Annotated in this window: 24 protein-coding genes; 11 read left to right on the top strand and 13 right to left on the bottom strand. The window is 72.2% G+C overall.

The features are described 5' to 3' along the window. Positions 1–267 precede the first annotated feature (267 nt). Entirely contained in the window at positions 268–1,257 is a 990-nt protein-coding gene (locus HHX35_RS41965) for an Acg family FMN-binding oxidoreductase (RefSeq protein WP_182904171.1), read from the top strand. A gap of 17 nt (positions 1,258–1,274) precedes the next feature. Here HHX35_RS41965 and HHX35_RS41960 read toward each other — a convergent pair whose 3' ends face one another. Genes HHX35_RS41960 through HHX35_RS41950 form a run of 3 tightly spaced genes read right to left on the bottom strand, consistent with a single transcriptional unit; the run spans position 1,275 to position 3,979 of the window. After that, entirely contained in the window at positions 1,275–2,237 is a 963-nt protein-coding gene (locus HHX35_RS41960; protein WP_182904170.1) for an ABC transporter substrate-binding protein, read from the bottom strand. Positions 2,238–2,255: 18 nt separating this feature from the next. Beyond that, complete coding sequence (locus HHX35_RS41955; protein WP_285786349.1) at positions 2,256–3,020, bottom strand: amino acid ABC transporter ATP-binding protein; 765 nt, start codon at positions 3,018–3,020, stop codon at positions 2,256–2,258. Beyond that, entirely contained in the window at positions 3,017–3,979 is a 963-nt protein-coding gene (locus HHX35_RS41950; RefSeq protein ID WP_182904169.1) for an amino acid ABC transporter permease, read from the bottom strand. The genes HHX35_RS41955 and HHX35_RS41950 overlap by 4 nt, the downstream gene beginning before the upstream one ends. Before the next feature lie 324 nt (positions 3,980–4,303). Between HHX35_RS41950 and HHX35_RS41945 the strand changes: the two genes are divergently transcribed. From HHX35_RS41945 to HHX35_RS41935, 3 genes are all read left to right on the top strand, one after another. Further along, positions 4,304–5,002, top strand: a complete 699-nt coding sequence (locus HHX35_RS41945; protein ID WP_182904168.1) for a GNAT family N-acetyltransferase — start codon at positions 4,304–4,306, stop codon at positions 5,000–5,002. Positions 5,003–5,097: 95 nt separating this feature from the next. Beyond that, complete coding sequence (locus tag HHX35_RS41940; protein ID WP_310739680.1) at positions 5,098–6,450, top strand: NtaA/DmoA family FMN-dependent monooxygenase; 1,353 nt, start codon at positions 5,098–5,100, stop codon at positions 6,448–6,450. Further along, the gene (locus tag HHX35_RS41935) at positions 6,447–7,637 is read left to right on the top strand and encodes an LLM class flavin-dependent oxidoreductase (protein ID WP_182904167.1); all 1,191 of its coding nucleotides are present in this window, start codon (positions 6,447–6,449) and stop codon (positions 7,635–7,637) included. The genes HHX35_RS41940 and HHX35_RS41935 overlap by 4 nt, the downstream gene beginning before the upstream one ends. 44 nt (positions 7,638–7,681) lie before the next feature. Here the strand turns inward: HHX35_RS41935 and HHX35_RS41930 are convergent, their stop codons facing one another. Next, positions 7,682–9,169, bottom strand: a complete 1,488-nt coding sequence (locus HHX35_RS41930; protein WP_182904166.1) for an MFS transporter — start codon at positions 9,167–9,169, stop codon at positions 7,682–7,684. A 134-nt stretch (positions 9,170–9,303) separates the two neighbouring features. Here HHX35_RS41930 and HHX35_RS41925 point away from each other — a divergent pair, with 134 nt between their 5' ends. Further along, positions 9,304–9,906 carry a TetR/AcrR family transcriptional regulator gene (locus HHX35_RS41925; protein WP_182904165.1) on the top strand — a complete coding sequence of 201 codons (603 nt, stop codon included), beginning with the start codon at positions 9,304–9,306 and terminating at the stop codon, positions 9,904–9,906. A gap of 31 nt (positions 9,907–9,937) precedes the next feature. Here the strand turns inward: HHX35_RS41925 and HHX35_RS41920 are convergent, their stop codons facing one another. From HHX35_RS41920 to HHX35_RS41895, 6 genes are all read right to left on the bottom strand, one after another. Then, complete coding sequence (locus HHX35_RS41920; protein ID WP_182904164.1) at positions 9,938–11,548, bottom strand: ABC transporter ATP-binding protein; 1,611 nt, start codon at positions 11,546–11,548, stop codon at positions 9,938–9,940. Beyond that, on the bottom strand, positions 11,545–12,387 hold the full coding sequence (locus HHX35_RS41915; protein ID WP_182904163.1) for an ABC transporter permease: 843 nt from the start codon (positions 12,385–12,387) through the stop codon (positions 11,545–11,547). The genes HHX35_RS41920 and HHX35_RS41915 overlap by 4 nt, the downstream gene beginning before the upstream one ends. Continuing rightward, positions 12,384–13,355: an ABC transporter permease gene (locus HHX35_RS41910; protein WP_310739678.1), complete on the bottom strand. Its 972-nt coding sequence runs from the start codon at positions 13,353–13,355 to the stop codon at positions 12,384–12,386. The genes HHX35_RS41915 and HHX35_RS41910 overlap by 4 nt, the downstream gene beginning before the upstream one ends. 56 nt (positions 13,356–13,411) lie before the next feature. Further along, positions 13,412–15,022 carry an ABC transporter substrate-binding protein gene (locus HHX35_RS41905; RefSeq protein WP_182904162.1) on the bottom strand — a complete coding sequence of 537 codons (1,611 nt, stop codon included), beginning with the start codon at positions 15,020–15,022 and terminating at the stop codon, positions 13,412–13,414. A gap of 73 nt (positions 15,023–15,095) precedes the next feature. Further along, a complete protein-coding gene (locus tag HHX35_RS41900) occupies positions 15,096–16,358 on the bottom strand; it encodes an LLM class flavin-dependent oxidoreductase (protein WP_182904161.1) in 1,263 nt (420 codons plus the stop codon). Then, positions 16,355–17,509, bottom strand: a complete 1,155-nt coding sequence (locus HHX35_RS41895; protein ID WP_182904160.1) for an LLM class flavin-dependent oxidoreductase — start codon at positions 17,507–17,509, stop codon at positions 16,355–16,357. The genes HHX35_RS41900 and HHX35_RS41895 overlap by 4 nt, the downstream gene beginning before the upstream one ends. Before the next feature lie 218 nt (positions 17,510–17,727). Here HHX35_RS41895 and HHX35_RS41890 point away from each other — a divergent pair, with 218 nt between their 5' ends. Both HHX35_RS41890 and gap read left to right on the top strand, forming a co-directional pair. After that, positions 17,728–18,675, top strand: a complete 948-nt coding sequence (locus HHX35_RS41890; protein WP_182904159.1) for a GlxA family transcriptional regulator — start codon at positions 17,728–17,730, stop codon at positions 18,673–18,675. A gap of 154 nt (positions 18,676–18,829) precedes the next feature. Next, positions 18,830–19,828: a type I glyceraldehyde-3-phosphate dehydrogenase gene (gene gap, locus HHX35_RS41885; protein ID WP_182904158.1), complete on the top strand. Its 999-nt coding sequence runs from the start codon at positions 18,830–18,832 to the stop codon at positions 19,826–19,828. A 19-nt stretch (positions 19,829–19,847) separates the two neighbouring features. Here gap and HHX35_RS41880 read toward each other — a convergent pair whose 3' ends face one another. Continuing rightward, a complete protein-coding gene (locus HHX35_RS41880) occupies positions 19,848–21,104 on the bottom strand; it encodes a SpoIIE family protein phosphatase (protein WP_310739677.1) in 1,257 nt (418 codons plus the stop codon). A gap of 303 nt (positions 21,105–21,407) precedes the next feature. Between HHX35_RS41880 and HHX35_RS45010 the strand changes: the two genes are divergently transcribed. From HHX35_RS45010 to HHX35_RS41860, 4 genes are all read left to right on the top strand, one after another. Continuing rightward, positions 21,408–22,022, top strand: a complete 615-nt coding sequence (locus HHX35_RS45010; protein ID WP_182904156.1) for a trimeric intracellular cation channel family protein — start codon at positions 21,408–21,410, stop codon at positions 22,020–22,022. Between the two features lie 230 nt (positions 22,023–22,252). Beyond that, on the top strand, positions 22,253–22,810 hold the full coding sequence (locus HHX35_RS41870) for a DinB family protein (RefSeq protein ID WP_220506530.1): 558 nt from the start codon (positions 22,253–22,255) through the stop codon (positions 22,808–22,810). Further along, a complete protein-coding gene (locus HHX35_RS41865) occupies positions 22,811–23,497 on the top strand; it encodes a 50S ribosomal protein L11 methyltransferase (RefSeq protein WP_220506529.1) in 687 nt (228 codons plus the stop codon). 176 nt (positions 23,498–23,673) lie between these two features. Next, positions 23,674–24,474, top strand: coding sequence for a crotonase/enoyl-CoA hydratase family protein (locus HHX35_RS41860; protein ID WP_182904155.1), 801 nt, complete (start codon positions 23,674–23,676; stop codon positions 24,472–24,474). 62 nt (positions 24,475–24,536) lie between these two features. Here the strand turns inward: HHX35_RS41860 and HHX35_RS41855 are convergent, their stop codons facing one another. After that, positions 24,537–25,769: a permease gene (locus HHX35_RS41855; RefSeq protein ID WP_182904154.1), complete on the bottom strand. Its 1,233-nt coding sequence runs from the start codon at positions 25,767–25,769 to the stop codon at positions 24,537–24,539. 136 nt (positions 25,770–25,905) lie between these two features. Then, positions 25,906–26,640, bottom strand: a 735-nt coding sequence (locus HHX35_RS41850) for a cation-translocating P-type ATPase (protein WP_182904153.1), incomplete at its 5' end; no start/stop codon positions are given.

Here is a 26,640-nt window from a genome sequence, read left to right as displayed (position 1 = left end):
ATGGACGAGCACATCGTCTACGCCATCGTCCTGGCCGCCCTCACCCTCACCGGCGCCGGCACCACCCTCGGACTCGGCACCCAGTGGGCCGCCACCCCCCTGGTCCGCCGCTTCCCGATCCTCAAGTAGACCGATACTCACCCAGCAGACTCCGGTGCCCACCCCCGGCCCCCTGGGGGTGGGCACCGGCTTGGCCCGGCCGCCCGGCTCGCTTCCGTCGTGACGACGGCGAGCCCCCGCAGAAGACCTCCCTGAAGAAGGTGCGCCGTGAACTCTCCCTTCGCCACAGAACGCGCGTTCCACCGGCTGCTCACCGCCGCCGGGCAGGCGCCCTCGGTGCTCAACACGCAGCCCTGGCGGCTCGAAGCGGTCCGCGGGGAGTTCGCCGAGCTGCTGACCGACCCCGACCGGCGGCTGCGGGTCAGCGACCCCCGCGGTCGCTCGCTGCACGTGAGCTGTGGCGCCGCCCTGTTCAACCTCCGGCTCGCCGTGCGGACGGCCGGTCACCGGCCGCTGATCTGGCTCCTGCCCAACACCGCGGAGGAGCCACGGCTCCTGGCCGCCGTCCGCGTGTCGCCGTACGGACCGGCTTCTGTTCGAACGCGCGAACTCTACGACCGCATCGGCCTGCGCCGGACCAACCGCGAACCCTTCGGCGAACGGCCGCTTCCTCCGCATGTGCTCGCCGACCTGCGTCACGCGGCCGCCCGCGAGGGGGCCTGCCTGGTCATGCTCGACCGGCACACCGCGGCGGACCTGCTGGAACACATCGCCATCGCCGACGACGAGCTCGCCAAGGACGGCGACTACCAGGCCGAGCTGCGGGCGTGGACGATGAGCGGAAACCGCCGCGACGGCCTGCCGTCCTACGTGCGGGGGCCCGGCTGCGCCGACGACCCGGCACCGGTCCGGGACTTCGGGGGGCACAAGGAGCGCGGGCCGGTCCACTTCGAGTCCCGTCCCCAACTTGCCGTGCTCACCACCGCCGGCGACGGCCCCGCCGACTGGCTGCGCGCCGGTCAGGCGCTGCAACGCCTGCTGCTGACCGCGACCGTCCACGGCATCTCGGCCTCGTTCCTCAACCAGCCGCTCGACCTCCGCGACATGCGCCACCGCAGCGATCCCCACCACCGGCGCGGGCACATCCAGATGATCATCCGGCTGGGGTACGGCCCCGCGGTCCCCCGCGCACCGCGCCGCCCCGCCGCTGAGTTGAGAACCTCTCCCGCCGGGACCCGCGAAGGCTGCGCGGTGTGAGCCGGCGCCGAGACGGCCTACTGCTCGCGGGGCAGGCCGGGCGGGTTGACCAGGGATTCGGGGACGGCCTCGTTGGACAGGCCCCAGCGGGCGAGGACCTTGGCGTAGGTGCCGTCCTTGATGAGCGCGTCGAGGGCGTCGGCGATCGGCTTGGCCAGACCGTTGCCCTTCTGCGTCATCGCGGCGATGAGCCCCTGGAGCGTGGGGCCGGCGCCGGAATAGGTGCCCACGATCTTCGTGTCGCCGCTCACCGCGGCGTGGTAGGCGGAGGTGGGGTTGGGCGCGAAATACGCCTGGATCCGGCCGGACTTGAGCGCCAGGTAGGTGTCGGCCGCCTGCTTGTAGTACTGGATCTGGGCGGGCTTCAGCCCGGCTGCGCGGTTCTGCTTGTCCCAGCCCAGCAGGATCTTCTCCTGGTTGGTGCCGGAGCCCACGGCCACGCTGAGCCCGGCGACGTCGGCCGGCTTGGCGATCGAGGTGATCGTGCTGTCCTTCGGCACCTCCCATGCCAGCTGGTCCAGCCGGTAGGTGGCGAAGTCGTAGACGTCCTTGCGCTCCTCGGTGACGGTGATGTTGGAGAAGCCGGCGGTGTACTTGCCGGACCGCACCGCGAGGAACAGGTTCTCCCACGACGTGGCCTCGATGCGCAACTTCAGGCCGAGCACGTCGGCGACGAGGGAGGCGATGTCCTCCTCCACCCCGATCGGGGTGACGTTGTCGTCGGCGACGAACGACAGCGGCGGCTCGAACGTGGAGGTGCCGATCAGGAACTCGCCCTTGGCCCGGATCGCGGCGGGCACCTCGGCGGCGATCACCTCCACCTTCTCGGCCCGGATCCGGTTCTGCTCCGGACTCGTGTCGATCTTCAAGACGCCGGGCGGGGCCGCCGCGGCGGCGCCGGCCGCGTCGTCGGGAACCGTGCCACAGGCGGTCAGCAGCAGAGCGGACACGCCGAGCACGGACAACCGGGATGGTGACATGCGATCGTCCTTCAGGGTTCAGAGCACCTTGCTGAGGAAGGCGCGCGTACGGTGGTGCCTCGGCCGGTCGAGCACCTGCCGGGGCGGGCCGTGCTCGACGATCTGACCGGCGTCCATGAAGACCACGGTGTCGGCGACCTCGCGGGCGAAGCCGATCTCGTGGGTCACGACGATCATGGTGGTGCCGCTGCGGGCGAGGGCTTTCATCACTTCCAGCACCTCGCCCACCAGCTCGGGGTCGAGCGCCGAGGTGGGCTCGTCGAACAGCACGACCTTGGGCCGCAGGGCCAGGGCCCGGGCGATCGCGACGCGTTGCTGCTGTCCCCCGGACAGCTGCCGCGGATAGGCGTCGGCCTTGTCGGACAGGCCCACCTGCGCCAGCAGCTCGGTCGCCAGCGCCTCGGCCTGGCCGCGAGGGCGGCCCTGCGCCGAGATCGGGGCCTCGGTCACGTTCTCCCTGACGGTGAGATGGGGGAACAGGTGGAAGTTCTGGAAGACGAAGCCGATCTGGGTGCGCCGGCGCAGGATCTCGCGTTCCCGCAGCTCGTACAGCCGGTCTCCGGACCGCCGGTAGCCGACGAACTCGCCGTCGATGGCGACGTACCCGCGGTCGATCTTCTCCAGGTGGTTGATGCTGCGCAGCAGCGTCGACTTGCCCGACCCGGACGGACCGATGATCACCGTCACCTCGCCGGGGTGGACCTGCAGGTCCACCCCGCGCAGGACCTCCAGCGGGCCGTAGCTCTTGTGCACACCGCGCACGTCGACCATGGGTGTGCTCATCGCCGCCCGCCCCCGGCCGGGCGCCGCCGCCGCGCGGCCCGCCGTACGGTGAGGATCCCGCGCACCCGCTGCAGCGGCGTGGGCGGCAGGGCCCGCGCGAGGCCCCGGCCGAATCTGCGTTCCACGTAGTACTGCGCGGCCGACAGCACCGTGGTGAGGACGAGATACCAGATCGCGGCCACCAGCAGCATCGCGATCACCCGGCCGTTGCGGTTGTAGATCACCTGAACCTGGTAGAACAGCTCGGGCAGCGCCATGATGTAGACGACCGAGGTGCCCTTGACCAGGCCGATGATCTCGTTGCCCGCCGCCGGGACGATCGACCGCATGGCCTGCGGAAGCTGGATCCGGAAGATCTGCCTGGCCCTCGGGATGCCGAGCGCGGCCGCCGCCTCCAGCTGGCCCGGGTCCACCGACAGGAAGCCTCCGCGCACGATCTCGGCGGCGTACGCCGCCTGGTGCAGCGCCAGGCCGAGCGCGGCGGCCGTCACCGGCCCGATCAGGTCCATCGAGTCGACGGAGAAGAACGCGGGCCCGAACGGCACCCCGAACGAGATCTGCTTGTACAGCGCGGCGAGGTTGTACCAGAACAGCAGCTGCAGGATGAGCGGCACCGAGCGGAACAGCCACACGTAGCCCCAGGCCGCCGACGCGAGCAGCGGGACACGGGACAGCCGCATCAGCGCGAGCACGGTCCCCAGCAGGAAGCCGAGCACGATGCCGAGCGCGGTCAGCTCCACGGTGAACAGCACCGCGCGCAGCACCGAGGGATGGAACAGGTACGCGCCGACGACCGGCCAGTCCCAGGCCGGATTGGTGACCAGCGCGTTGACCGCCATCGCCAGCAGCACCGCCACCGCGGCGCCGGCGATCCAGCGTCCCGGATGACGCGCCTTGATCACGGTCAGCGAGCCGGCGGACTCCGCCGCCGCCTCCTCCAGCACGGCGGGCGCGGTCATCGTGCCTCCGTGGCGTGAGGTAAGTGGACGTAATTGAGCGCGAAGGGCTCGACAGCCATGGATCAACCCTCCCGGCGACCGCGCTGATCGCGGCGTCCGACACGCCTCTATCTTCAGCACAGGCATCGCAATACCGTCAAGACCTACTTGTTTAGTAGGTTATTGCGTAGGATGCCTCCGCATGAGGACGAGTGACAGGAGGTCCGATGCCGAAGGAATGCGTGTCCCCCGCATGTGGCGGCGCCGACGGCCGCAACCGCGACGAGGCGGCCACGGAGGTGGGCGCGTGAGCACCGGCCACGACGTGTCCCGGGGAGAGCCGCGATGAGCGACCGGCACCTCTTGGACAACCCCGTGTGGGCGTCGCTGACCGGCCCGCACGCGCGCTTCGCCGAACGGCGCGGCGGCGCGTTGCGCTACCCGGATGACGTCTCCCCGTTCTTCGCACTGCCCGACGGCCCCGGCCCCGCGGACTGGAGCGACCTCGCCGCGCTCGCGGGGCCCGGCACGACGGTCCCGGTCACCGGTGAGGCCGCCGCGGCACCGGACGGGTGGGAGGTGGTCGCGCACGGCGCAGGCGTGCAACTGGTCGGCGACGACGTGGTCCCCGCACGCGACGACGAGGCGGTCCGCCTGCGGGCGGCGGACGTGCCGGAGATGCTGGACCTCGTCGCACGCACGCAGCCGGGACCGTTCCGGCCGCGCACCATCGAGATGGGCACCTATCTGGGCATCCGCCGCGGCGGCGCCCTGGTCGCTATGGCCGGGGAGCGACTGCACCCGCCCGGCTGGACGGAGATCAGCGCGGTCTGCACCGATCCGGCCTTCCGCCGCCAGGGCCTGGCGTCGCGACTGGTGCTGGCCGTCGCCGCCGGCATCCGCGCCCGCGGCGAGACCCCGTTCCTGCACGCCGCCGCGAGCAACACCACGGCGATCCGGGTGTACGAGGCGCTCGGCTTCCGCCTCCGCCGGCGGACGACGTTCGCCACCATCCGGGCGCCCGCCGACCTACCGGTCGCATGAGCGCAAGGCCGGATGATTGATGACAAAACCCTGTATCCCTACTGTCTTAATAGGTTTTTGCCGCGCAAGCCGGGCCGAGACGTCAGGAGTCCCCCGTGACCAAGCAGATCCATCTCGCCGCGCACTTCCCCGGCGTGAACAACACCACGGTCTGGTCCGACCCCGGATCGGGCAGTCAGATCGACTTCGACTCGTTCCGCCACCTGGCCCAGACGGCCGAACGCGGGAAGTTCGACTTCTTCTTCCTGGCGGAAGGACTGCGGCTGCGCGAGACGAAGGGACGCATCCACGACCTGGACGTCGTGGGACGCCCGGAGTCGCTCACGGTCCTGTCCGCCCTGGCCGCCGTCACCACCCACCTGGGGCTCGCCGCGACGGTGAACTCCACCTTCAACGAACCGTACGAGGTGGCGCGGCGGCTGGCCACGCTCGACCACCTGAGCGGCGGCCGGGCCGCGTGGAACGTGGTGACCAGCTTCGACGCCTTCACCGGGGAGAACTTCCGCCGGGGCGGCTTCCTGGACGAGGCCGACCGGTACACCCGGGCCAAGGAGTTCCTGCAGACCGCCAGGGAGTTGTGGGACTCGTGGGCATCGGACGCGGTGGCCGCGGATCCGGAGTCGGGGCGGTTCCTGCGGCCCGGCGGCGTCACCCCCTTCCGGCACCAGGGCCGGCACTTCGACATCTCGGGACTGTTCAACGTGCCGCGGGGCCCGCAGGGCCACCCGGTGATCATCCAGGCCGGAGACTCGGACGAGGGCCGCGAGTTCGCCGCGTCATCGGCCGATGTGATCTTCAGCAGGCACAGCAAGCTGGAGGAGGGCCGCGCCTTCTACCGGGACGTCAAGCGCAGGCTCGCCGCCTACGGCCGGCGGCCGGAGGAGCTGAAGATCCTTCCCGCGGTGACGTACGTCCTCGGCGACACCGAGGCCGAGGCCGCGGAACGGGCCGTCGAGATCCGCCGCGCGCAGGTCAGCCCGCAGACGGCGATCTACTTCCTGGAGGCCGTGTGGGGCCGCGACCTGTCGGCATACGACCCGGACGGTCCGCTGCCCGACGTCGAGCCGAACCTGGACGAGGGTGTGTCCAAGGGCCACGCGGCGTTCCGCCGCGACCGCGGCGAGCTGGTGGCCAAGTGGCGCGCCCTCGCCGAGGAGAAGAACCTGTCGATCCGCGAGCTCGCCATCGAGGTCTCCGCGCCGCAGACCTTCATCGGCACGCCGCTGTCGGTCGCCGACGCGATCGATCACTTCGTGCAGACCGACGCGGCCGACGGCTTCATCTTCGTGCCCCACCTGACTCCCGGCGGGCTGGACGACCTGGTCGACAAGGTCGTCCCCCTGCTGCAGGAGAAGGGCGTGTTCCGAACCGAATACACCGGGCCCACCCTCCGCGACCACCTCGGCCTCGCCCCCCGCACTCCGAACCGCATCGAGGAGACCTCATGACCCTGCATCTCGCCGTCGCGCTGGACGGGGCGGGCTGGCACCCGGCCGCATGGCGGGCCGAAGGCGCGCGGCCGGACCGGCTGTTCACTCCCGGCTACTGGGCCGAACTCGTCACGGAGGCGGAGCGCGGCCTGCTCGACTTCGTCACCTTCGAGGACGCGCTCGGCCTCCAGTCCTCCCACCTCAACGAGCCCGATGGACGACTCGACCAGGTGCGCGGGCGGCTCGACGCGGTGCTGATCGCGTCGCGGGTGGCCCCGCTGTCCTCGCGGATCGGCCTCGTGCCGACCGCCGGCACGACCCACACCGAGCCGTTCCACGTCGCGATCGGCATCGCCTCGCTCGACCACATCAGCCGCGGCAGGGCCGGCTGGCGGCCCCAGATCTCCGGCCGCCCCGACCACGTGGCCCACTTCGGCCGCCGTCCCCCGTTCCCGCGGCAGGACTACTCTCGCGACCGCGATCCCGTCTTCGGCAAGCACGTGCTGGACCTGTTCGCCGAGGCCACCGACGCGGTCGAGGTGGTCCGCCGCCTGTGGGACAGCTGGGAGGACGACGCCGAGATCCGCGACGTCGCGACCGGCCGGTTCATCGACCGCGACAGGCTCCACTACATCGACTTCCGCGGCGAGTGGTTCAGTGTGAAGGGCCCCTCGATCACGCCGCGCTCCCCGCAGGGCCAGCCGCTGGTCACCTCCCTGGCCCACGACACGCTGCCGTACGAGTTCGCGGCCCGGTCCTCCGACGTCGTGTACGTCACGCCACGCGACCGGGAGGACGCCGCCGCGATCGTCGAGAGCGTCCGGGCGGCGGAGGCGGCCGTCGGACGCACGGAGCCGCCGTTGCGGATCTTCGCGGATCTCGTGGTCTTCCTCGACGCCCGCGACGCGGCCGGCCGGAAGGCCCGGCTGGACGACCTCGACGGCGCCGAGCTCGGCTCGGACGCCCACGTCTTCACCGGGACCCCCGAGGAGCTCGCCGGGCTGCTGCTGGAGTGGCGGGAGGCGGGGCTGGAGGGATTCCGCCTCCGGCCGGGAGAGCTGCCTCACGACCTGGTGGCGATCACCAGGGCCCTGGTGCCCGCCCTGCAGAACGCGGGCGTGTTCCGGACGGCGTACGACACGGTGGACCTGCGCGGGCGGCTCGGCCTGGCCCGCCCCGCCGGCCGCTACGCGAAGGCGTCGTGAGCGGCCGCACCGCCCGAGCCGGCCGGCTCGGGCGGTGCGGCGCGTCAGCCCCGCGCTCCCGGGCGATACCAGGAGGCGGCCACGACGAGCAGGGCGGCGACCAGCGCGCCGCAGGCCCAGGCGAACACCGACGAGATGCCCTCGGCGAGACCGTTCGCGCCGAGCGGGATCAGCATGGCGGCCAGGCCGAGCGAACCCCCGATGGTGAGCGCGGTCTGCAGCAGCCCGGCGGCGACTCCGGCGTACTCGGCCGGGGCGGTGGTCAGGACGATCATGTTGAGCGGGACGATCGCCACGCCGACGCCCAGCCCCATGACGACGAGGGCCGGAAGCACATCGGGGGCGTAGGCGCTGCCGCCGTCGAGACGGGTCAGCCAGGCGGCCCCGGCGAGCACCACCGCCAGGCCGAGCAGCGCACGGGTCCTGAGGCCGGCCGCGGCGATGCGGGCGGTGAGGATCTGCGTGCTGACGAGCAGCGCCAGGCCGAACGGCAGGATGGCCAGGCCGCTGCGCAGCGCGTCGAGATGAAGCACCCCCTGGAGATACTGCACCAGGTAGATCAGGAAGCCGGTGAGGACCGCCGCGAGCAGCAGCAGGCCGGCGAAGGCGCCGGCCCGCTCCCGCCCGGCCAGGACGGCCAGGGGCAGCAACGGCTCGGCGGCCCGCCGGTCCACCAGGAGCAGCACCGCGGCCAGCGCGACCGCGGCGCCGAGTGCGGTCGGCGTCCAGCGGTCGCCCCAGCCCTTCTCTGCGGCGTGAACGAGGCCGTACACGGCGGCGGCGAGTGTGGCGGTGCTGAGCAGCGCGCTGCGCATGCCAGGAACACGGGGCAGGCCAGGAACACGGGGCAGGCCAGGAACACGGGGCAGGCCAGGAACACGGCGCAGGCCGAGCGAGCGGGACGGGGTCGCCTCGTCGCGCACGCCGAGTGCCCGGGCGGCGAGCGCGGCCACGACCAGCCCGATCGGCACGTTGACCAGCAGGCTCCAGCGCCAGTCCCCCGCCCAGGTCAGCACACCGCCCAGCACCATGCCCGCGGAGGCGCCGAGACCGGTCACCGTGGAGTAGAGCCCGAAGGCCCGCTGCTGCCGCTCGCCCCGGAAGACGATCGCGAGCAGCGCCAGGCCGGTGGGGCCGGCGATGGCGGCGCCCGCGCCCTGCAGGACCCGGCCCGCGAGCAGCACCGCCGCGTTCGGCGCGAGGCCGGCGACCAGCGACGCCACCACGATCAGACCGAGCCCGGCGAGGAACACCCTCCGGTGCCCGAGGGCGTCGCCGAGGCGGCCGGCGAACAGCAGGAGCCCGCCGAAGGCGAGGAGGAACCCGTTCGGCACCCACGATCCCCCGGCCACGGACAGGCCGAGGTCGGACTGCAGGGCCGGGAGCGCGACGTTCACGATCGTGCCGTCAAGCTGGAGCATGAACTCGGCACCGACGATCGCCGCGAGCGCGAGCGCCCACGCACGGTCGCGGCCTTCACGGGGCAGGCCGGCCGAGACGTCGCCGGCCGTGGTGGTGCTGTCTGTGCTCATGGAGACCTCCACGGTCCGTCAAATAAGGTGAGACGACCTCAGGTTAAGCGGGACGGAATTATCCTGAGGCTGCCTCAGTTTGATGGTCAAGATTCAAGATGAGGTAACCTCAGGATGTCAAGCGGGAGGTACCGATGGACGGCAAGCCCTACATCGCCCAGCGCCCGAAGCGCGCGGACGGCCGGCGCAACTACGACGCCATCCTCGCCGCCGCGCGCAAGGCGTTCGAGACCTCAGGCGCCGACGCCTCGCTGGAGGACATCGCGAGCCAGGCGGGCGTCGCGATCGGCACCCTGTATCGGCACTTCCCCACCCGCGCCTCACTCGTGGAGGCCGCCACCCGCGACGGCCTGGAGAACCTCGTCGCCCGGGCCGAACGGCTGGCCGCCGGGCCGGATCCCCTCGCCGCGCTGACCGAGTGGATGCGCGAGGCCGTCGTGCACTTCAGCACCTTCCGCGGCCTGGTCGGCATCCTCGCCCGGAGCATGTACGACGAGGGCACCCCCTCCCACGCCATGTGCGCTGCGATGCATCGCAGCGGCGCCGACCTGCTGCGCGCCGCCCAGGCGGCAGGCAGGGTGCGGCCCGACCTCACACCCGAGGAGCTGTTCGACCTCCTCAGCGGCGCGGCGTGGGTGCGCGAGCAGGCCGCCTCCGGCAGAGACGGCAGCCCGCGGTTCCTGCGGCTGGTGCTGGAGGGCATCACCATCCGCGAAGACCGACCCTCGCCGCACTGACCCTCGCCGCACTGGCCCTCGCCGCACCGGTTCACTCGGGGAGCCGGGGCACCGCCGCGAGCAACTCCCGGGTGTACGGGTGCCGGGGGTGATGGAAGACCTCGCCGGCGTCCCCCTCCTCCACCACACGGCCGTCCTTCATCACCAGGACCCGGTCGCTCAGATGGCGTACGACGCCCAGGTCGTGGGAGATGAACAGCAGCGCCGTCCCGTCCTCGGCCTGGATCTCGGCCAGCAGGTCGAGCACCTGGGCCTGGATCGACACGTCGAGCGCGGAGACGGGCTCGTCGCAGATCAGCACCTCGGGCCGGGACGCGAGCGCGCGGGCGATGGCCACGCGCTGCCGCTGGCCGCCGGACAGCTCGCGCGGGCGCCGGCCGAGCAGTTCGGGCGGCAGCCCGACCCGGCCCAGCAGTTCGGCGGCGCGCTCCCGGCGCCGCCGCCTCGGCAGCGCGGAGAGCGGATCGGCGACCAGGCGGTCCACCGTGTGACGCGGGTCGAAGGAGTCGAGCGGATTCTGCGCGATCACCTGGACGGCCGGGCGGAGGGGGCGCCGCCGTCGCTCGGGCAGGCCGCTCCACGGGCCTCCCCGCAGTGTCACCTCACCCGCGTCCGGCGCGAGCAGGCCGAGGGCCAGCCGCGCGAGGGTCGTCTTGCCCGATCCCGACTCGCCGACCACGCCGAGCGTCTCACCCGCGTGCAGGCGGAAGGAGACGTCGTCCACGGCCCTGCGCGAGCCGTACGCGACCGACAGCCCCCCGGCGGCGAGCACGGGACCACGCGGGGCGGCCCCGTGGGAGCGATCCGGACGGCGCGGCACGGCGGAAGCGGAGGGCACGGCGGCCAGCAGGGCCCGGGTGTAGTCGTGCCGCGGAGCCGTCAGCACCTCCCGTGCCGGACCTTCCTCGACCACCAGGCCCTCCTTCATGACCAGGACGCGGTCGGCGACCGCGGCCACCACGGCGAGGTCGTGGCTGATCATCAGCAGCGCCGTCCCGGCCGCTTTCCGGTCCGCGAGCAGCCGCAGGATCTGGGCCTGCACGGTCACGTCGAGGGCGGTCGTGGGCTCGTCGGCGATGATGAGCTCCGGCTCCGCGGCGATGGCGGAGGCGATCAGAGCCCGTTGCCGCAGCCCGCCGGAGAGCTGGTGCGGATGCTGCCGCGCGCGCACCTCGGGGTCCGGGATTCCCACGGCCTCCAGCAGCGATCGGACGCGCTCCGGGCGGGCCCGGCGGGGCACCACGTCATGCTCGGCCAGCACCTCGGTGATCTCGGCCCCCACGGTGCGCAGCGGATCGAGCGAGACCAGGGCGTCCTGCAGGACCAGTCCGGCGAACCGGCCGCGCAGGCGGCGCCACTCGCGCGGGCCGAAGGTGAGGGCGTCCCCGCCGCCGACGCGGAAGGCCGACGCCCGCACCTTCGCGCCCGGACCCGCCAGGCCGATGAGGGCCCGGGCCGTGACGCTCTTGCCCGATCCCGACTCGCCGACCAGGGCGACGCACTCCCCCGGCGCGATCGACAGCGACACCCCGCGTACGGCCTCGACGCCGGAGGCGGGAAAGGAGACCCGCAGGTCCTCCACCGCGACGAGCGGAGGAGCGGCGGCCGCCGGGTGGGCGCGGATGATCGCGAGCTCTGTCATGGTGTCCTTCCCTCGAAACGCCGCTGCAGGTGCCGCCCGGCGACCGTCAGGCACACGACCGACAGGGTGAGGGCCACTCCCGGAGAGAATGCCACCCACGAGGCGACGCGCAGGTAGTCCCGCGACTCGGCCAGCATGGTGCCCCACTCGGGGGCGGGCGGCTGGGGGCCCATGCCGAGGAAGCTGAGGCCGGATGTGGCGATGACGGCCTGGCCGAGCCCCATCGTGGCCAGCACGGGGACCGGCCCCACGACGTTGGGCAGCACGTGCCGGGCGACGACGCGAGCCCGCGAGTGGCCGAAGGTCACCGCCTGCTCGACGTAGCCGGAGCGGCGCACGACGAACGTCTGCGCCCGGACCACCCGCGCGTACGTGGGGATCTGGGCGATCCCGATCGCGGCGACGACGCTCCACGTGCCGGGGCCGGTGATCGCGATCACGAGGAGCGCGAGCAGCAGCTCGGGAAAGGTCGACAGCACGTCGAACAGGCGGGCCAGCGCCTCACCGGCCAGGCGGGTCGCCAGCCCGGCGGCCAGGCCGAGCAGCGAACCCGCGCCCACCGCGAGCGCGGTGGCGAGGACCCCGATGCCGAGCGAGTGGCGGGCGCCGTACACGACGCGGGCGAACACGTCGCGGCCGAGGTGGTCGGTGCCGAACGGATGGCCCGCGCCGGGCGGGGCCAGCGCCCGCAGCGGGTCGGCCGCCAGCGGATCGACCCGGGTGACCAGGCCGGGGGCCGCCACGGCGGCGACCAGGACGGCCAGGACGAGCAGGGCGAGGACGAGGCCGGGACGCGGGCGGGCGCCCGGCCGGAGAGCGGGTGCGGCGACGGCCATCATGCGCTCCTGAGGCGGGGGTCGATGAGCCGGTAGGCGAGGTCGAGCAGGGCGCTGATCGTCACGTACACCGCCGCGGACAGGATGACGACGGCCATCACGACCGGCATGTCCTTGGCGCTGACGGCCTGCATGGTCACCCGGCCGAGCCCCGGGCGGCCGAAGAGGGCCTCGGTGATGACGGCCCCGCCGAGCAGGACGCCGGTGAACCAGCCGGTGAGGGTGACGGCGGGAAGGAGCGCGTGCCGCAGCGCGTGCCGGGCCACCACGGCACGCTCGCTGAGGCCGCGCGAGCGCGCCGTCACCGCGAACGGCTGCTCCAGCGCGCGTTCCAGGCCCTCTCTGAGCACCTGGCCGAGCACGCCGGCGACGGGGAGGCCGAGCGCGAGCGCGGGAAGGACGAGCGCCTGCGGGTCGGCCGCGCCCGAGACGGGGAACCAGCCGAGCGAGAAGGAGAACACGAACAGCAGCACGATGCCGATCACGAACTGCGGCACCGACACCGCCACCAGCTCGGCGGCGGAGACGATCCGGCGCGGCCAGACCGACCTGCCCGCCGTCGCCACCGCCAGGACGAGTGCCAGCACCACGCCGACCGCGGCGGCCGCCAGGGTGAGCCGCACCGTGGGCCCCACCTGCCCGGCCAGCACTTCGCCGACGTCGCGCTGCAGCTGGTAGGAACGGCCGAGGTCGCCGTGCAGCAGGCGGCCGAGGTAGCTCAGGTAACGCACGGCCTCGGGCCGGTCCAGACCCCACTCGGCGACGATCTGCGCGCGGATCTCCGGCGTGTCGGCGCCGTCGCCCACGAGGATGTCGACGGTGTCGCCCGGCGCCAGCAGCAGGGCGGCGTACGCGGTCGTGGCGGCCGCCCACAGCACGGCGACCGCCGAGACGAGCATCCGGACCGGCGCGCCCAGCCAGGCGGGCGGGCGCAGGGCCGAAAGCCGCCGCCGCGCGGGCGGCCGGGTCACGGGCGGCTGCTCGGCGGGTGCCGGTGTCGCAGGCTGCCGGGCCGGTAGCGCCGCCGTCACGCGGCGATCCGCACGTCGTAGACGCCGCGCGGCGTGCCGGAGACGGGGTCGAAGCCCAGACCCTGGACGTTCCTGCTCGCCGCGATCTGGTCGGAGGGGACGTAGATGGGGAAGACGATCGCCTCGTCGGCCACCACCTTGCGCTGGACCTTGGCGTACAGGGCTTTCCGCTCGGCGGCGTCGGAGCTCGCCGACGCGTCGGCGAGCCAGCCGTCGAGGTCGGCGTCCTCGTAGTGGGTGCGGTTGATGGCCCCGCCCTTCGGCAGGATGAGGTTGAGCGCGGCCCCGACGTCGGAGTCGCCGCGCGAGTTCTCGAAGATCTCGTACGCGTCGTCGTCGAGCGCCTTCTGCGCCGTGCCCTGGTCCACGATCTTCACCTGGAAGTCGATCCCCGCCGCCTGCTTGACCTGCGCCTGGACGGCCTGGGCCAGGATGTCCCTGCGGTCGCGGACGAACGGCGCCGACGCCACCGAGCGGACCGTCAGCCGCCTGCCGTCCTTGACCCGGTAGCCCTCGGCGTCGCGCCCGGTCCAGCCCGCCGCGTCGAGCAGCGCGTTCGCCTTGGCGGCGTCCCCGCCGTACGTCCTCTCCAGGGACGGGTCGTAGAAGGGGCTGGTGTCGCCGACGACGCTCCAGGCCCGCTTGGCGGTGCCCTGGTAGACGGACGTCAGCACGGCGTCGACGTCGACGGCCTCCCGGAACGCCTGCCGCACGCGCTTGTCGTCGAAGGGCGGATGGGAGGTGTTGAAGTAGTAGGAGAACGACGTGCCGGAGTTGAGCGCCGACTGGAAGGACAGCGCGGAGTCCCGCTTGATCGACTGGACGTCGGTGGCCGGGACGCCCTCGACGACCTGGACCTGCCCGGACGTGAGCGCGCCGACACGGACGGCCGCCTGCGGCAGGAAGCGGTAGGTGACCTCCGGGAGGTACGCCGGTCCCTGGTGGGCGCTGCCCTGCGGCGCCCAGTTGTAGTGGGGGTTGCGCCGGTAGTGGACCTCCTGGCCGCGCACGTACCGGTCGAGGACGAACGGGCCGGTGCCGACCACGTCCGGGCCGCCGGCCTTGAGATCCCTGGCCTCCCGGAGGGACTTCGGGGACACCTGCCCGGCGTACGGCGAGGCGAGGAAGTCGAGGAACAGCCCGTCCGGCTCCTTCAGCGTGATCTTCAGGGTGGTGGGCGAGAGCACCTCGGCCTTGTCGAAGGCGTGCAACTGGATGGCGGCGACCGTCGGGTTGTAGCCGGGCTCGCGCAGCTTGTCCAGGTTCGCCTTCACCGCCGCCGCGTCGAACTTCGTGCCGTCCTGGAAGGTGACGTCGTCGCGCAACTCCAGGGTGTAGGTGCGCCCGTCGTCCGAGACCTTCCACGACCGGGCGAGCCACGGGACGAACGCCCCGTCCTCGCCGTGCGCGAGGAGCGCGTCGAACTGGTTGAACACCAGCAGCCTGGCCTTGTTCTGCGCCCACAGATGGGGGTTGAACGTGATGGGCTCGGTCTCGACGGCCCACGTGAGAGAGGTGCCGCCCGCCTGCGCCTCCGGCGTCCGGGAACCGCACGCGGCCAGGGCCGCGACGAGGATGAGGGGCAGCGCGCCCCTGACGACCTTCACCGTGGTCCTCCTGCTGTGCCCGCATGGAACGCCTCGGCCCCCGGCAGCGCCGCTGTGCGAAGGCTGGGGACGATCACGATCCCGCCCCTGACGTGCGTCTTCCGTGCCACGCCTCCGCGAGCAGCTCGTAGGAGCGGACCCGGTCGGCGTGCCCGTGCGTGATGGTGGTGACCAGCAGCTCGTCGGCGCCCGTGACCCGTTGGAGCACGCGCAGCCGCTCCGCGACCGTCTCCGGGGAGCCCGCGAACTGGGTGTCGACGCGGTCGGCCACCAGTTCGCGGTCGGCCTCGCTCCACACGTGCGCGTCCGCCTCCTCGGGCGTCGGATAGGGGATCGCCCCCTGACCCGTGCGGATGGCGCGCACCCAGAGGCCGTAGGGTTTGGCCAGCTCCCTGGCCGTCGCGTCGTCCTCGGCCACGACCGCGTCCGCGGAGACGACGACGTACGGCTCGGACAGCGCCTTCGAGGGGGTGAACGCCTCGCGGTAGGCCTCCACGGCCTCAAGCACCGACGCCGGGCTGACGTGGTAGTTGGCGGCGAACGGCAGGCCGCGCTCCCCCGCCGCCTTCGCGCTCTGCCCGCCGCTGCTGCCGAGGATCCACAGCTCCACCTCGGCGCCCTCGCCCGGCACGGCGTGCGCCGCGATCCCGTCCGGCGACCGGTAGGCGCCCTCCAGGAAGGCGATGACCTCGTCGACCTGCTCGGCGAAGTCGGGGGTCCGCGCGCCCGGCTGTTGCAGCAGCGCGGCCTGGAGGGCGAGCTGCGGAGAGCGGGCCAGCTCGGCGAAGGAGAACGCGCGCGGGATCAGCAGCCCGTCCACCACCCGGGACTCGCGGGGTTCCGAGGTTCGGGCCGCCTCGGGAGACCGGTCGGCCTTCGCCACGATCTCGGCCCTGCGCTGGCCGGAACGGCCGAGACCGAGGTCGATCCGGCCGGGATGGAGCGCGTCGATCAGGCCGAACTGCTCGACCACCGCGATAGGCGTCTGGTGGCCGAGCTGCACGGCTCCTGAGCCCACCCTGATGTGGTTCGTCGCGGCCGCGATGAGGCCGATGAGCACCGCCGGGGCCGAGCTCGCGACGCCGGCCGCGAAGTGGTGCTCGGCCACCCAGTAGCGGAGGTAGCCGAGATGCTCGGCGTGGCGAGCGAGGTCGATGCTGTTGCGCAACGCGTCTCCCGCGCCGCTGCCGGACGGGATCGGGGACAGGTCGAGGATCGACAGGGGAACCGGCCGGCTGCCCGGCCGTGCTGTGCTTACCGGCTGCGCTGTGCTAACTGGCTGCGCGGTGCTAGCCGGCTGCGCGGTGGACTGTGCTGTCGGCGGGGGGACGCTCATGCCGGCACTCCGGTGCTCGTGGCGGTGCTCTGGTGGGTCGTGGTGGTGCTCTGATGGGACGCGGCGGCGCTCTGCGGGGCCGCGCTGTCTCCCTGCCTGGTCCCGGGGGCGGCGGGGAACGGCCTGCTCGGGATCTCCTTGCGCAGCACGGGGGCGATGTCGCTTTGGAACAGCTCCAGCGCCGCCCGGTGCTGCCCCCGGGTCAGGCCGTCGGCGTCCGCGCTGATGTGCATGACCTCATGGCCGAGCCGCTCGTGGTAGCGGAGGACCTTGTCGACGATCTGCTGCGGGCTGCCGACGAGGATCGAGCCGCGCTCGACGGCGTCCTCCAGCGAGTGGAAGACCGGCTCCACACCCGACTTGCGGAACAGCGCGACGCGGGCGTCGTAGACCGGCCGGTAGGTCGCGATCGCCTCCTGGGAGGTGCGCGCCGCGTAGAAGCCGGCGCTGCCCGCGCCCACCAGCGCGTCGGCCGGGTCGTGCCCGTAGTGCGCCCAGCGTTCGCGGTAGTGGTCGACCAGCTCGGCGTACGGCTCGATGGGGTTGGTGACGTTCGCCGAGAACAGCGGGTCGCCGTAGCGGGCGGCCAGGTCGACCGAGTCCTTGCTGGTGGCGCTGCCGTGCCAGACCCGGATCGGCCGCTGCAACGGGCGCGGCCAGGTCTCCGCGTCGGTGAGGGACGGCCGGAACCGGCCCTCCCAGGTGACCCTGTCCTCCCGCCAGAGCCTGCGGAACAGTTCGTACGCCTCCCGGTTGCGGTCCCACTGGTCCTCGGAGGTGACGTGGAAGAGCCGCGCCTGGGCCGACCCGTTCCCCTTGCCGATGATCAGCTCCAGACGGCCGCCCGACAGGTGGTCGAGCGTCGCGTAGTCCTCGTACGCCCGCACGGGATCGAGCAGGCTGAGCGTGGTGACGGCGGTGAACAGCCGGATGCGGGAGGTCCGGGCGGCGATGTGGCCGAGCACCACCGGCGGTGAGGAGGAGATGAAGGGCCGCTCGTGCCGCTCTCCCACTCCGAAGCCGTCGAAGCCCAGCTCCTCGGCGAGTACGGCGGTGTCCACGACGTCGCGGAACCGCTCGGTGGTGGACCTGGTCTCGCCGGTCAGCGGGTCGGGCCCGTGCGCGATGAGGGTGATGGCGAGGAATTTCACGTGGTCGCATACCTCTCGAATGGGCTATACCTACTAACTATGTAGGAAAACCATGCTTTGTCAACGGCTGCGAGGAAGTCCGCCATCCTCAAGCCCGCCGCCACCACGCCTGCATGACGTCATGGCGCGGACCCGGTGGCAGGATGCTTGCGGTAGACGTCATCGAGGTCACGGCGCGGGGGGACGCGGCCGGACCGCGGGAGAGCCGAAGGAGGCCGATGAGCCGGAAGAACCATCGCGTCGCCGTGCTCGTGTTGGAGGGCGCGAAACCGCTCGACGTCGGCATCCCGGCGCAGGTGTTCTCCAACCGGCCGAGCATGCCGTACGAGGTGCGGGTGTGCGGCGCGGCGCCCGGACTGGTGACCGGCGGCGACGGGCTCTCCTATCACGTGGCCGAGGGCCTCGATGCCTTCGAGCAGGCCGACACCGTGTTCATCCCCGGCTATCGAGAGCCGGCGACCACGGAACCGCCGGCCGCGGTCGTCGGCGCGCTCATGGCCGCCCACAAGCGCGGAACCCGGCTCGCGGCCATCTCGACAGGGGCGTTCGCGCTTGCGGCGACGGGCCTGCTCGACGGCAAGCGGGCGACGACCCACTGGCACTACACGAAGGCCCTCGCCGGCAAGCATCCGCTCGTGCGGGTGGACGAGAACGTGCTGTTCGTGGACGAGGGCGACGTGCTGACGTCGGCGGGCGCGGCGTCCGGCATCGACCTGTGCCTGCACCTGGTGCGGCGCGACCACGGCGTCGGGCTCTCCAACCACGTGGCGAGACGGCTGGTGGCGGCGCCCTACCGCAGCGGGGGTCAGGCGCAGTACGTGCCCCGCAGCGTCCCCGAGCCGCTCGGCGACCTGTTCGCGAACACGCGTGAGTGGGCCCTGGCGCACCTGTCCGAACGGCTGACCCTGGAGACCCTCGCCCGCCACGCACGGGTGTCGGCACGCACCTTCTCCCGGCGGTTCGTGGAGGACACCGGCTACACGCCGATGCAGTGGGTGCTCAGGGCACGCGTGGACCTGGCACGCGAGCTGCTCGAACGCACCGACCTGGGCGTGGAGCAGATCGCCGACCGGGTCGGGCTCGGCACCGGCGCCAACCTGCGTCTGCACTTCCAGCGCATCCTCGGGACCTCCCCCACCGAGTACCGCCACACCTTCTCGGCCTGAACTCCCGGGCCCGCCCGCCTGCGGGAGGATGTGGCGAGATCCTTGCGCACGCTGGCGAAACTTCTGGCCGGATCCTTGCGTACACTGTCGTTCGAGCCACTGTCGGCCGGGCGTCCGGATGCCGATCATGGAGCGCGGAACGAAAGGAACGCCCATGACTCGCATCGCCGTCAACGGATTCGGCCGCATCGGACGCAACACCCTCCGCGCCCTGCTCGAACGTGACAGCGACCTCGAAGTGGTCGCCGTCAACGACCTCACCGCCCCCGAGACTCTCGCCCACCTGCTCAGGTACGACAGCGCGCTCGGCCGCCTCGGCCGCTCCGTCGAGGTCGACGGCACCGACCTCGTGGTCGACGGCCGCCGCATCACGGTGCTCGCCGAACGCGAGCCCGGCAAGCTGCCCTGGGCCGAGCTCGGCGTCGGCATCGTGCTGGAGTCCACCGGCCGCTTCACCGCGGCGCGTGCCGCTCGCGCGCACATCGACGCGGGCGCCAGGCGCGTGCTGGTGAGCGCCCCCTCCGACGGCGCCGACGTCACGCTCGCCTACGGCGTGAACACCGAGGCCTACGACCCCGCCGAGCACGTGATCATCTCGAACGCCTCCTGCACCACGAACGCGCTGGCGCCGCTGGCGTCCGTGCTGGACGACCTGGCCGGCATCGAACACGGCTTCATGACCACGGTGCACGCCTACACCCAGGAGCAGAACCTGCAGGACGGCCCGCACCGCGACCTGCGCCGCGCCCGCGCGGCCGGCGTGAACATCGTGCCCACCACCACCGGGGCCGCCAAGGCCATCGGCCTGGTCCTGCCGAACCTCGACGGCAAGCTGTCGGGCGACTCGATCCGCGTGCCGGTCCCGGTGGGGTCGATCGTGGAGCTGAACACCGCCGTCTCACGCGAGGTCACCCGCGACGAGGTGCTCGCGGCCTACCGCGCCGCCGCCGACGGCAGGCTCAAGGGCATCCTCGATTACGCCGACGAGCCGCTGGTCTCCAGCGACATCACCGGCCAGCCGGCATCGGCGATCTTCGACGCCGCCCTCACCCGGGTCGAGGGCAGGCACGTCAAGGTCGTGGCCTGGTACGACAACGAGTGGGGCTTCTCCAACCGGGTCGTCGACACGCTGGAGCTGCTCGCGCGCGGCTGAGCGCCGCCGTACGCGCGGCTCACATCGTGAGCAGGTAGTGCCGCTCGGTGCGCCACTCGACCAGCAGCACCGTGGCGTCGTCCTGCAGTTGGCCGCGCTGGTAGGCGAGGATCGAGTGGACCAGGCGGCGCAGGGTCTCCGGAGCGGAGACGCCGTCGATCTCCTTCCGGATGACGAAGTCGGCGAAGCGGTCCAGTCCGAACCTCTCCCCGTCCGGGGTCTGCGCCTCCACGACGCCGTCGGTGTAGAACAACAGCCGGTCGCCGGGCTCGAGCTGGCGCCGCGCGAGCACGGCGGCCGGACCCAGGCGCAGGCCCATCGGGGTGTCCGGCGGGCTGTCCAGCTCCGAGGCCACCCGCCCCTGCCGCAGGACGAGCGGCGGGGGATGCCCCCGGTTCACCCAGGTCAGCCGCCCGGTGCGGAGATCCAGATCGGCCAGGACCCCGGTGGCGAAGCGGGAGGTGCCGAACTCCCCAGCGATCGCCTCGTCGATCGCGTCGCTGACCTCGAGCAGCCCGACCCGGCGCCGGCGGCGGTTGTTGCGGTAGGCGCTCAAGGCGATGGCCGCGGTCAGCCCGGCGGAGGTGTCGTGCCCCATGGCGTCGAAGATTCCGAGGTGGAGGGTGGCGCCGTCGAGGGCGTAGTCGAAGGCGTCCCCGCCGACGCGGTAGGCCGGCTCCAGCGCGGCGCTGACCGTCATCGTGTCCGTCGCGAAGTTCCTGATGGGCAGCAGGCTCCACAGCATCTCGGCCGACAGGTGCATCTCCTCGGTGCGCACCAGCCGCACGAAGGCGTCGCTGTAGGCGCGCTTGCTCACCACCAGCAGCGCGACCAGGCCGCCCAGCTCGGTCGCGATCTGCTCGGTGGCCTCGTCGACCACGGGCACGGTCACGCCGAGCACGCCGACCCGTTCCGTGCCGTTCAGCATCGGCACCCACAGGCGCCGCGGCCCCTCGCTGCCGAGCGGTTCCGCGGCTTCGGCGACGTACGGATCGACGGCGGGACGCGCCTGGACGATCTCCAAGTTGCGGTAGGCGCGCCCGGCCAGGGTCGTGTCGATGGCGACGCGGTTCAGCGGCTCGCCGTACGCGTCGCACTGCCCCGGCAGCGGCACGAGATACAGCGGCCGCAGGCTGGCCACATAGATCATGACCTCGCTGTAGCCGAGCGGCCTGACGTGCTCGACGACGGAGGACGCCAGATCGTCCAGGGGCGTCAGATGATGGTCGCGCACCAGACCGCCCCAGATGCGCCCGGTGTCAGGACACCCGTTCACCTGCCGCCCCCTGCTGCCCCCCTGCCGCCCTCGGCCGGTCTCGGGGCGGAAAGTCGCCGGCAGGGGCCCCACTCCGGCGGGGTGCGGACCCCCGGCCCTCGACGGCACATTCCCGACGCTACCCGGCCTCGCTTCACACAGAGCCAACGTGCAGGGCATACGCAGGTCAGCACCGGCGGGCGCGGCACTCGCTCAAGGCAACCCTCATCCAAATGGTCCAGCGTCCCGCAGATGTCACGTCAGGAGAGGAAGGCGATCACGGGAACGCGGCGGTTCGCCCGATATATGGGAGACTGAGCGTCTGTGACCCCCGTGCTCGACCTTGTCGGAATTTTCGTATTCGCCCTGTCCGGCGCGCTGGAGGGCGTACGCAAACGGCTCGACGCGGTCGGCATCGCGGTGCTCGCGTTCTTCACGGCCGTCGGCGGCGGCATCGTGCGCGATCTGTTCATCGGCGTGCAGCCCGCCGCGCTGCGGGACACGGGCTACCTCCTCGTGCCGATCGCGGCCGCCGTCATCGCATTCTTCTGGCATCCTCAGGTCGAGCGGGCGATGCCCGGGGTGCTGGTCTTCGACGCGGCGGGCCTCGGCCTGTTCTGCGCGGTCGGGACATCCAAGGCGCTGCACTACGGCCTCGCGCCGATGCACGCGGTGTTCCTCGGGGTCTGCACGGCGGTCGGCGGCGGCGTCATCAGAGATGTCCTGTCCGGCGAGAGGCCGACCCTGCTCTACGACCGGGAGCTCTACGCGGTGCCGGCGATGCTCGGCTCGGCGATGATGGCCGTGCTGTACGCGCTGGAGGTGCGGGGGTTCGCCGCCACCCTGTCCTCGGCGGTGCTCGCCTTCGCGTTCCGCATGCTCGCCATGCGGTACCGCTGGCGGGCGCCCCTGGCCAGGGGCGCCCGCGAAAGGGAGTGAGGGCTGCAGCCGCGGCCGGGGCGGTGCACGCCGACAACGGCACGCGGGATCTCGCGACGGGTGACCCCCCTCGCGCAGATCCGTGTGAAGGACGAAGCTGGTCTTCTTCCTGCGGCGCCAGGCGAGGAAGGCCTGTTGCGGTACTCGGCGCTTTCCGTGATCGTTACGGAGTAACCGGCCGTCGACGCAGCCGTGCAGGACGGCTTCGCTGAGTTCAATAGAGGACTTGAATGACCGTTGAAAGGCCGATGTTCGCCGAGATGTTCGTCGAGGAGAGCGCCGACCCCAGAATCGACGTGCCGACCGGAGGCGACGAGAAGGCCATGCTCGCCGCCTTTCTGCGCTGGCAACGCCAGACGCTGAGGCTGAAGTGTTCTGATCTGGACCCGGAGGCCCTCGCCCGGCGTTCGGTGTCCTTCTCCGGCTTGTCCCTGCTGGGCCTGGTGCGGCATCTGGCTGACGTCGAGCGCCGCTGGTTCCGCCGGGACCTGGCAGGGCAGGCGGCCGAACCGCACTTCAGCAGGGAGGACCACGCGGACGCGGCCTTCGACGATGCCGCACCCGTTGCCGAGACGGTCTCCGAGGCCTGGCGCCTGTGGCAGGAGGAAGTCGACTTCGCCGACCGTTTCGTGGCCGCGGCGGAGAGCCTGGAGGTGACCGGTAGGGATTCCTGGCGAGGCACGATCACGCTGCGATGGGTGATGGTGCACATGGTGGAGGAGTACGCGCGGCACAACGGGCACGCCGACCTCCTCCGCCAGGGTATCGACGGCGCGGTAGGCCTCTAAGTGGATATCGAACGGTGGGCCGAGGTCGGGCGCGCCCTCCTGACGAGCGACGGCGTTCACCGTCCGTCGCTTTTCTCGGCGTTCCTGGCTGCCACCATGGACGACTGCGAGGATCTGACGGTGATCGACGCCGGGTGCGGGGCCGGTCTGGTGGCCGTGGCCGCGCTGGCGGCGGGAGCTCGGCACGTCGTGGCCCAGGACTACGACGCCAAGGCGCTGGCCGACACCGCCGCCAACGTCACGCGTGTCCTCGGCCCGCAGGCGCGCGCCCGGTTGACCCTGTGGGAAGCGGACTGGAGCCGGCTGCGCCCGATGAACGCCGATCTCCTGGCGGTCAACCCGCCCCAGCGCCCGGCCGCCCTGTTGCCCGCCGTACCTCGGAATCAACGGCACCTCCACGACGGCGGTGGCCCAGACGGACTCGCGGCGATCCGTCTCGTCGTGTCCCACACCGGGGCGGCCAGGGTACGGACCACCGCCGCGGCTGCTCTACGGTTCGACACTCTGGTGTTCCCGGGCTGGTCGGCGCCCCGATGCGTGGCGATGACAGAGCTGCCCTACGACCCGGCATGGCGCGCCCTCGTCCCCGACTTGTTCGGACCAGTCGGCATCTGGGAACTCCACCGGGAACATTCGATGCCGGTTCGGTCCCGCCCTTCGTCGGTAGGCGCGCTTGGAGAAGCATGACAAGCACGCCGCTCTCCGGCCCCCGAGCACGTTCCGGCGCCGGCTGCGGCAACCTGGCACTGCACCCGAGTTCGATGTCCCGACGACGTCGGCGCCGGCCAGCCCCGGCCTCGCGACCTAACGTGGTCTCGTTTCCACCGCAGGGCCATGCGGGCCGTGACGTGACGGGAGTAGTGATGGGTGACGTGCGGGTGGAGGTCGAGGGACCGATCACCACGATCTGGATGGACCGGCCCGACCGGCGCAACGCCGTCGACCGGGCCATGGCCGGGGAACTGCGGGCGGCGTTCGAGGAGTTCGAGGCCGACCAGGACCAGCGGGTGGCGATCCTGGCCGGCAGCGGCGGCACCTTCTGCGCGGGCGCCGACCTGACCGCGGTCGGGGACCCCGAGCGGCGCAACGAACTGGATCCCGAGGGAGGCGGCGGCGGCCCGATGGGACCGACCCGGATGCGACTGGGCAAGCCGCTGATCGCCGCGATCAGCGGATACGCGGTCGCGGGTGGCCTGGAGCTGGCGCTGCTGGCCGACCTGCGGATCGTCGAGTCCGACGCGGTGCTGGGGGTGTTCTGCCGTCGCTGGGGGGTGCCGCTCATCGACGGCGGCACGGTCCGGCTGCCGCGGATCGTCGGCCTGGGCCGCGCCCTCGACCTGATCCTCACCGGCCGTCCGGTGCGGGCCGACGAAGCCCTCGCGATCGGGTTGGCCAACCGGATCGCCGAGCCGGGCCGGGCGGTCGAGGCGGCCCGCGAGCTGGCCGGGCAGATCGCGGCGTTCCCCTTCGAATGCGTCCTGACCGACCGGGCCTCCACCTACGCCGCCCTGGACCTGCCCCTGGCCGAGGCGTTGCGCGCCGAGGGGGCGGCGGGCGTCCCGATCGTGGAACGCGAGGGCATGGCCGGCGCCGCCCGCTTCGCCGCCGGCGCCGGCCGTCACGGTGTCGTCCCCACTCATCCCTCCGGGCCGAGGCCGGTGTAGGCGCGCCGGCGTTCCCCTCATCCGGGGCCGCCTCGACCCACTGATCCGGCACCGCGCCGACGCTAGGGGCGGCGGTGCCGGTCCTCGGGAGCGGCGGGCGCGGGCCCGTCGTGGCCGTGGTCGCCGTGGTGGGCGTCGTGGGCGTCGTGGGCGTGCTGGGTGTCGTCGGGGCCGCCGCCCATCGTCTTCAGCATCGGCAGGCCGCCGGTGGTGAAGAACCGGATCAGCAGCACCGCGGCCGGCACCAGGAAGGCGATGTTGAGCCAGGTGGTGTAGTTCCAGGAGATGTGGGCCTCCACCACGGAGGCGTTGCGGTGGGCCGGCACCAGGCCCAGCAGTGTGAACAGCAGCTCGACCGCGTAGCCGGCCAGCACCATGGTGGCGTAGAAGGTGCCGGCGACGAAGGCGGCCATCTTCACGCCGTAGTACTTCCGGTAGATGTTCAGGATCGGCAGGATGATCAGGTCGGCGAAGATGAACGCGACCACCCCGCCGAAGCTGATTCCGCCGTTCCACAGCACCGCCGCCAGCGGCACATTGCCAATAGAGCAGACGAAGCTGACGACTGCGACGATCGGACCGACCAGCGGTCCCCAGATGCGGGCCCACAGCGGATGGTCGGTCAGGAAGAAGCTCTGCCAGAAGCCCGCCGGCACCCAGGCGGCCAGCGCCCCGGTGATCAGCAGACCGGCGACGATGTCCCGCCAGATGGCCGCCCATTCCATGACGAAGATGTGCGACACCGAGGTGAGGCCCTTGGCCGAGGTCAGCCGCCGCCAGAACGAGCCCGGTCCGGTGACGGACATGTCCATCGCGGCGTGCCCCTCCATCGACCCCGCGACGCCCCGCTCGGCCTGACGGAGCGCGTCGTCGACCAGGCGCCGGCGCAGGAAAACGCGGAACAGCACCGCCAGCAGGACGATCATGATGGGGCCGCCGACGAACTCGGCCAGGGTGAACTGCCAGCCCATGAGCAGGGCCAGAATGATGCCCAGTTCGACGACCAGGTTGGTTGAGGCGATCTCGAAGGTCATCGCCGCGGTGAAGCTCGCCCCCTTGCGGAACAGCGAGCGGGCCAGTGCCACCGAGGCGTAGGAGCACGACGAGGAGGCCATGCCGAATCCGGTCGCCGCAGCCAGGGCTCGGGGGGAGTCATCCCCGAGTGTCCGGCTGATCGCCTCCCGGCGAACCACCGCCTGCACGATCGCCGACAGGGTGAACCCCAGGATCAGCGCCCACAGGATCTCCCAGGTCATGGACCCCGCGATCGCCAGCGCGCGCCACAACCAATCCATGACCTGCTCCCTCTTCCGCTCTTGCCTTCAGCTTTCCGGCTGGGATCGGGTTACACCGTTCACCAGCCGTGGATAACGCACTCCGATCCGGAAGGGCCTCCGGGCGAGTCGCCGGAGGCCCTTCGTACGCGCTGGTTCAGCGGAAGCGGCGGAGTCTGAGACTGTTGCTGACGACGAAGACGCTGGAGAACGCCATCGCCGCGCCGGCGATCATGGGGTTGAGCAGCCCCGCGGCGGCCAGCGGCAGGGCCGCGACGTTGTAGGCGAACGCCCAGAACAGGTTGCCCTTGATCGTGCGCAGCGTGCGCCGTGACAGCCGGATCGCGTCGGCCGCCACCCGCAGGTCACCCCGCACCAGGGTCAGATCGGCCGCCTCGATGGCCACGTCGGTGCCGGTGCCCATGGCGAGGCCGAGGTCGGCCTGGGCGAGCGCGGCGGCGTCGTTGACCCCGTCACCGACCATCGCCACGGTCTTGCCCTCGGCCTGCAGCCTCTTCACCACGTCGACCTTGTCGGCCGGCAGCACCTCGGCGATCACCTCCTCGATGCCGACCTGGGCGGCGACCGCACGGGCGACCGCCTGGTTGTCGCCGGTCAGCAGCACCGGGGTCAGCCCGAGCGCGCGCAGATCGGCGATGGCCTGGGCGCTGGTGGGTTTGACCGTGTCGGCCACCACCAGCACCGCCCGGGCCTGGCCGTCCCAGCCGACCGCGACCGCGGTGCGGCCGGTGTCCTGCGCCTGGCGCAGCGCCTGGGTCAGATCGGCGGGCAGGTGCTGGGACCACTCGGCCAGCAGGCGGGGCCGGCCGACGAGCACGGCGTGGCCGTCCACGATGCCCTGCACCCCCAGGCCCTCGACGTTGGCGAAGTC

The organism is Microbispora sp. H10830, from assembly GCF_014161375.1.
In the GTDB taxonomy this organism is placed as follows: domain Bacteria; phylum Actinomycetota; class Actinomycetes; order Streptosporangiales; family Streptosporangiaceae; genus Microbispora; species Microbispora catharanthi.
The sequence above is the reverse complement of the archived record's forward strand: the minus strand, read 5'-3'. Positions and strand labels throughout refer to the sequence as shown.